Origin of the sequence: Streptomyces flavofungini (assembly GCF_041028215.1) — a bacterium.
In the GTDB taxonomy this organism is placed as follows: Bacteria; Actinomycetota; Actinomycetes; order Streptomycetales; family Streptomycetaceae; genus Streptomyces; species Streptomyces flavofungini_B.
Genome location: NZ_JASKYR010000481.1, coordinates 1 through 6,844 on the forward strand (window position 1 = coordinate 1; position 6,844 = coordinate 6,844).

The 6,844-nt window shown below is 70.4% G+C and carries 4 protein-coding genes and 1 pseudogene; 1 reads left to right on the plus strand and 4 read right to left on the minus strand.

Annotated features, from left to right (window positions below; all coding sequences use genetic code 11):
* Positions 1-1,285: pseudogene (locus AB8Z36_RS27570) on the minus strand (streptophobe family protein); the annotation flags it as partial.
* Between the two features lie 205 nt (positions 1,286-1,490).
* On the opposite strand from AB8Z36_RS27570, the gene AB8Z36_RS27575 reads away from it, so the two are divergent.
* A complete protein-coding gene (locus AB8Z36_RS27575) occupies positions 1,491-4,130 on the plus strand; it encodes an FHA domain-containing protein (protein WP_440582011.1) in 2,640 nt (879 codons plus the stop codon).
* A gap of 133 nt (positions 4,131-4,263) precedes the next feature.
* On the opposite strand, the gene AB8Z36_RS27580 is transcribed toward AB8Z36_RS27575, so the two are convergent.
* The 3 genes from AB8Z36_RS27580 to AB8Z36_RS27590 form a co-directional block, all read right to left on the minus strand.
* Positions 4,264-4,989, minus strand: a complete 726-nt coding sequence (locus AB8Z36_RS27580) for a transglycosylase SLT domain-containing protein (RefSeq protein ID WP_369216088.1) — start codon at positions 4,987-4,989, stop codon at positions 4,264-4,266.
* Positions 4,990-5,320: 331 nt separating this feature from the next.
* Positions 5,321-6,412, minus strand: a complete 1,092-nt coding sequence (locus tag AB8Z36_RS27585) for an S-adenosylmethionine:tRNA ribosyltransferase-isomerase (protein WP_369216089.1) — start codon at positions 6,410-6,412, stop codon at positions 5,321-5,323.
* Positions 6,409-6,844 (minus strand): SDR family NAD(P)-dependent oxidoreductase (locus AB8Z36_RS27590; RefSeq protein ID WP_369216090.1); only part of this gene is annotated, 436 nt, incomplete at its 5' end. The genes AB8Z36_RS27590 and AB8Z36_RS27585, both read right to left, overlap by 4 nt.

Sequence of the window (6,844 nt, forward strand, 5' to 3'; positions counted from 1 at the left end):
CCCAGCAACCCCGCTGCGAGGCCCCAGGCCAGCCCCAGCAGCGCGGCCACCCCGATCCGGCCGTGCAGCTCCACCCCGGCCCCGAACGCGTCGAAGCCGAACACGGAGAGCGAGGCGTCGGCCGACAGCCCCGTCAGCCACACCATCAGCGGAAGCGCCACCGCCGAGACGATCCCAAGACGCAGCCCGCAGCGCCCCGCGAAACCCAGGGCGCGCAGGCCCCGTAGCGGAGTCCGCACCGCGGTCAGCACCCCGGCGAACAGCATCATCAGCGCCGCCGCGACGCCCAGCAGCCAGACACGTCCGTCCAGTTCGGCGAGCCGCCCCAGCGTGAGCGCCTTGTCCGAGGAACCGGTGAGCAGCTCGTCCACCGGATCGGGCAGGAACTGCGTCAGCGCACCCGTGGCCCGGCCGTCGAACGGTACGAAGAGCCCCACGGGAATCCCCAGCCACACCCCGTTGGGCGCCCCGAGCAGCGCCGCACCGGCGATCCGCCGGGGATGGTCGTCGCCGATCATGGCGTACGCCGCCGCGGCGAGCCCCGCGACGACCGCCATCAGTACGACGGCGACCAGCGCGGACGCCGCGGGCCGCACCACCCCGTGCAGGGCGTCGAGGCCGCGCGGCAGCGGCGAGCGGCGCGACGCGAGCAGGGCGATGAGCAGGACGACGGCCACCCAGGCCGCCCCGCCCAGCAGCGTCGCCGCGGTGTCGACGGTGAACCCGACCGAGGCCTTCGCCCGCACCAGGTCACCGAGCCGGTCGGGCAGCAGACCGCCGAGGCCGCCGGGCAGCTTGTCGCCGATTCCGCCGGGCAGCTCGTCGAGCCCTTTCTCGATCCCCTTGTCGATGCCGAGCCGCTCACCGTCGATCGTGATGACGTCGTGACCCACGTAGGCGAGACCGCCGAGCATCGCCACGAAGAGGGCGGTCACCGCGCCCGCGCGGGCACCGAGTTCGGCGGGCGGGAGGAACGCCCCGGCCCCCCGCAGCGAGCGCAGGAAGAAGTGGGCGAGCAGCAGCGCCCCGACGAGGCCGACGCCGAGCGGCGCGATGTCGATCGCCGTGCTCGCCTCCGCCCCCTTGAGGCCGAACGCCGAGACGTCCCCGGACGGCGTGACCGAACCCCCCGCCCCCAGGGCCACCGTCGCCGCCGTCATCGGACCGAGGGACCCCACCTCGTGGCCATGCCGACCAGCGCCCAGCTCACCGCGGCGATCGCGGACAGCAGTACGTCACCCCACCGCACACCCCGGTCGACGTGCCTGTTCTCACCGGCTTGCATCAGGACCCCCCGAATTGCGGTGCTTCCTACTTTCCGGGGCGGTTTCATCCCCGTCAACGGGGTGCGTCGGAGCGCGCCTACGCAGTCTTCACAAGGCCCGACTTTCGGTCAGAGCCCTCCGCCTGAAATAGTTCCTCCCGATGTTCGACATCCCTAGACTCCCCACATGGGGGCTAGCTCGGGGGACAACTCAGTGGGGCATGGAGTGCCGGAACTCGTACTGGAATTGAATGGAAGGACCTGGACGCTCGATTCGTCCAGGTCGTACTCCCTCGGACGCGATCCGCAGGGTGATATCTCGCTCGACGACGCCAGGGTCTCCTGGCGTCACGCCACGATCAGCTGGAATGGGCGCAGTTGGGTCATTGAGGACCACGGCAGCACCAATGGCACCTTTGTGCAGGGCCAGCGCATCCACCAGATGGAAATCGGCCCCGGCTCGGCCGTAAATCTTGGAAACGCGAACGACGGCCCGCGGCTGAATCTGGCCGGTGGCGGTGCCGCCGCCTCGGTGTCCGCGCCGCAGCAGCACGCCGCACAGCAGCACGCCGCGCCGCAGCAGCACGCCCAGCAGGAGGCTCCGGGGTGGGCCGCGCAGCAGCAGGCCCCGCACCAGCATCAGCAGCATCAGCAGCAGGCCCCGCACCAGCCGCAGCAGCACGGCTGGCAGCAGCAGCCCCAGCACCAGCAGCCCCCTCAGCAGCACCAGCAGCCGCAGCAGCACCAGCAGCACCAGCAGCCGCACGTGCCGCAGCAGCAGGGCGGCCCGGCCGGGCAGCACGCGCAGAACACCCCGGGTTCCGGCGGCGCCGCGGGGGCTCCGCCGGTCTACGGCGACCGCAGCCCGACGACGTTCCACCAGCTCGCGCTCGGCCGCAAGATGCGCATCGGACGTGCCCTGGAGAACGAGCTGGTCGTCTCCGACCTCCAGGTCTCGCGCCACCACGCCGAGTTCACGGCGACCCCGGACGGCCGCTTCGAGATCCACGACCTCGGCTCGCACAACGGCACGTACGTCAACGGCCAGCCGATCGCGAAGTCCTCGACGGTCCTCATCGGCCCCAACGACATCGTCGGTGTCGGCCACTCGACCTTCCGTCTCGTCGGCGGACAGCTCGAGGAGTTCGTCGACACCGGTGACGTCTCCTTCTCGGCCCGCCACCTCACGGTCACGGTCGACGGCGGCAAGCAGATCCTCAAGGACGTCTCCTTCGGCGTCCCGGAGAAGTCGCTGATCGCGGTCATCGGACCCTCGGGTTCCGGCAAGTCCACCCTGCTCAAGGCGCTCACCGGCTACCGGCCCGCCAACCAGGGCGACGTCCTGTACGACAACCGCAACCTCTACAAGCAGTTCGCCGAGCTGCGGCAGCGCATCGGTCTGGTCCCGCAGGACGACATCCTGCACAAGGAGCTGACCGTCAAGAAGGCGCTGAAGTACGCGGCCAAGCTGCGCTTCCCCGCCGACACCACGGAGGCCGAGCGCGAGGCCCGCATCGACGAGGTGCTGCGCGAGCTCAAGCTGGACATCCACAAGGAGAAGAAGGTCACCTCCCTCTCCGGTGGCCAGCGCAAGCGTGTGTCGGTCGCCCTTGAGCTGCTGACCAAGCCCTCGCTGATCTTCCTGGACGAGCCGACCTCGGGCCTCGACCCGGGCATGGACCGCGACGTCATGCAGCTCCTGCGCGGCCTCGCGGACGACGGCCGTACGGTCCTCGTGGTCACGCACTCGGTCGCCGAGCTGGCGATCTGCGACAAGCTGCTCGTCATGGCGCCGGGCGGTTCGGTGGCGTACTTCGGTCCGCCGGAGGAAGCGCTGAACTTCTTCGGCTACAAGACCTGGGCCGATGTCTTCTCGGCCTTCGAGGAGTACCGCGACTACGACTGGGCGGGCCGCTGGAAGGGCTCGCAGCACTACCAGATGTACGCGGCGGACATCGACGCCGTCGCCGCGCAGTCCGTATCGATGCCGCCGCCGCAGGCGGTCAAACCGCCGAAGCCGCAGGGCTGGGGATCGCAGCTCTGGACCCTGATCCGCCGCTATGTGTCGGTGATCGCCTCCGACAAGGGCTTCATGGGGCTGATGGTGATCCTGCCCGCGGTCCTCGGCATCGTCAGCGTCGTCATCCCGGCGGACTTCGGGCTCGCACCGCCGAAACCGCCGGCCAAGTTCAACGGCGACGCGGGCACGATCATGCTGATCCTGGCGGTCGGCATGTGCTTCTCCGGTGCGGCCAACTCCGTACGCGAGCTGATCAAGGAACGGGTCATCTACGAACGGGAACGGGCGACCGGCCTGTCCCGCTCGGCGTACCTGATGTCCAAGGTCATCGTCCTCGGCATCATCACGGCCATCCAGGGCGTCATCATCTGCGCCATCGGCTTCGCCCCGCGCGAGCTGCCGAAGGAGGGGCTGATCATGCCCCCGGCCGCGGAGATCTGCGTGACGATCATCGCGCTCGGCTTCACGTCGATGATGTTCGGCCTGGTCATCTCCTCGCTGGTGAAGACCTCCGAGAAGACCATGCCGCTCCTGGTGATGTTCGCGATCGTCCAGGTCGTCTTCACCGGCGTCCTCTTCCAGGTCTACGGCTCGCCCGGCCTGGAGCAGTTCGCCTGGCTGATGCCGTCCCGCTGGGCCATCGCGGGCGCGGGCGCCACGCTGGACCTGGCGCACCTGATGCCGCCGTGGGACCCGAAGAACCCCAATGACCTGGACCCGCTGTGGGAGCACTCGGTCGGGCAGTGGGGCGTGAACCTCACGGTCCTGATCGCCCTCGGTGTCATCTGCGGCTTCGCGGTCGCGCGCCTGCTGCGCCGCCACGAGCCGGAGGTCATGCGCAAGTAAGCGCGTCCCGGACGGCCGGCAGGGCGTGCGGGAGGCGTACGAGAAGGGCGGCACCCCGCGCGGGGTGCCGCCCTTCGGCGTCTTGAGAACCTCATCTTCGGCTGAAGAGGTCCAGTGATCAGGCGATCAAGGCTCAGTAGGCGCCGTTCACGTTGTCCATCGAGCCGTAGCGGTCGGCGGCGTAGTTGGCCGCGGCCGTGATGTTGGCGACCGGGTCGTAGATGTTCGTGGAGGTGCCGTCGACGTGGTAGGCGTCGAACGTCGGCTTGATGACCTGGAGCAGGCCGATCGACGGGGTGCCGTTGATGGCGTTGATGTCCCAGCCGTTGATGGCCTGCGGGTTGCCCGAGGACTCACGCAGGATGTTGCGGTGCAGGCCCTCGTAGGAGCCGGGGATGCCCTTGGACTTCATGATGTCCAGGGACTGGCGGATCCAGCCGTCCAGGTTGTTGGCGTAGACGGGCTTGCGGGCGGCGGAGCGGCTGGCGGCCTCCTTGGCCTTGCGCTCGTCCTCGGCCTTCTTCTTCGCGGCGGCCTCGTCGGCGGCCTTCTTGTCGGCCGCCTTCTTGTCAGCGGCCTTCTTGTCGGCGGCGGCCTTCGCGGCGGCCTCCTTGGCCTGCTGGCCGGCGTGCGTGAGCTGCTTGGCCACGTTGGCGTGGACCGCCTGCTGCGCGTCGGTGGAGACGGCGAAGGCGGCGGGGGAGACGTCCTTGGCCTGGGTGTCGGCGGCCTCGGAGTTGCCGGGGACGAGGGAGAACGCGAGGGCGGCGGCACCCAGCGCGGCGACACCGGCGATCGAGATCTTCTGGTTCTTGGTCACGGCGTTGCGACTATGACCGGGGAGGTGGTGCTGGGACATGCGAGTTGGACCTCTTCGGATAGCGGAGGTCGCTCTGGTCCGGCGGGGGACATGTTGCTTCTCCGGCACAAACGCCGCGGTGCGAGGACCGCGGCGCCGAGCGACGGGAGCAATTGTTAGCGGTGGCAAAAATCTGAGGCAACGTTGTGACGTACGATCCCGGGTAGTGGATCAGCCTCTCCGCCGAGGCTTCCTGAGGGGTGCGCATCCCCGCTCATTAAGGGCTTCTTGCCGGACATAAACGGATATTTGGTGCGCTTCGTCTACAACTAGCGACCTTCGTACGTGACGTGCACCCTATGTGCGGGCTCACATCGGTCACGTAACAGTCTCACCGTGAGTTGCCATTGCAATGCTCCTGGTGAGCGTTCTCATCCCGAAGTATGAGGTGGACGTCGCCGAACTCGTGCCAGAGGTAGAGACGGCGTACCGCCTCCGCATACCCCCGCTCGATCGCGGCACGCCCGGCGACCGCCTCCAGCATCAGCAGGTGCGAGGCCTCCGGCTCGTGCAGCCCGGTCAGCAGGCCGTCCACCACCCGCACCCCCCGCTCGGGCGTCACCACGAGCTCGGTGCGGCCGCCCGCCGCCCGCACCACGCCGTCGGCCCCCGCGGCCGACTCCACGGCCCGCACGGCCGTCGTGCCGACCGCGATCACCCGGCCGCCGCCCGCCCGAGCGGCGTTGATCAGCCGCGCCGATGTCTCCGGCACCTCGAAGGGCTCCGGGTACGGCGGCTCGTGCGCCTCCTGCGAGGCCACCCCGGTGTGCAGCGTGACGGGCGCGAACTGCACCCCCCTGCTGACCAGCTCCGCCACCATCGCCGCCGTGAACGGCCGCCCCGCGCTCGGCATCTCCGCGCTCCCCGACCCGTCCGCCGACGGCAGCGCGAACACCGTCTGGTGGGCGTCGAGCGGCTGGTCCCTGTCCGTATAGCGGTAGCGGATGGGCCGCCCGTGACGCCGCAGCAGCGCGGGCACGTCGGCCCCCACCCGCACCCACCACAGCCGCCCGCTCTGAGCCGCGAGCGGCTCCTCACAGACAAGCGGCACATGTCCGGGGAGCCGCACGGTCAGCCCCGCCGGACCACCGCCGCGCGCACGTGTGGTGCCCTCGCCGTCCGGCTCCCGCAGCTCCACCGCCCAGCGGCCGTCCGCGTCCCGGGTGGAGAAATGCACCACCACGCGCGTGTGCCCGATCCGCCCGTCCACCGCGGCGGGCAGCGTGCGCGAGGTGTTCACGACGAGGAGATCCCCCGCCCGCAGCAGCGAGGGCAGCTCTCCGAAGGCATGGTGCGAGACCTCCGTGCCGCGCGAGAGGAGCAGCCGGACCGCGTCCCTGCCGCGTCCGGGCCCCCGCTGCTCGGCGGGCACCCGCGCGTGCAGGTCCTCCGGCACGCGCAGCCACGCCCCGAGCACACTCACCGGACGTCCGCGAGCAGCGCGGGAGCGGCATAGCGACCGCTGACGGGACGCTCCGCGACCAGCCGCAGGAACGCCGGAACCACCTGCTCGGGCGCCGGCCTGCCCGCATCGTCGTCCAGGGGCACCGCCGCCCGGTACAGATCCGTCCGCATGTCACCCGGGTCCACCGACCACACCCTGACCCCCGGCTCCTCCACCGCGAGCACCGCCGAGAGGTGGTCGAGGGCCGCCTTCGACGCCCCGTACCCGCCCCACGTCTCATACGCCTCCACCGCCGCGTCCGAGCTGACGTTCAGGACCGCGCCCGCCGACTCCCGCAGCAGCGGCAGCGCCTCGCGGACCAGGCCGAGGGCGGCCACCACGTTCGTCTCGAACGCGCCGCGCAGCCCGTCGAGCGACAGCGCCTCAAGCCGTACGAGAGGCTCGGCGCCC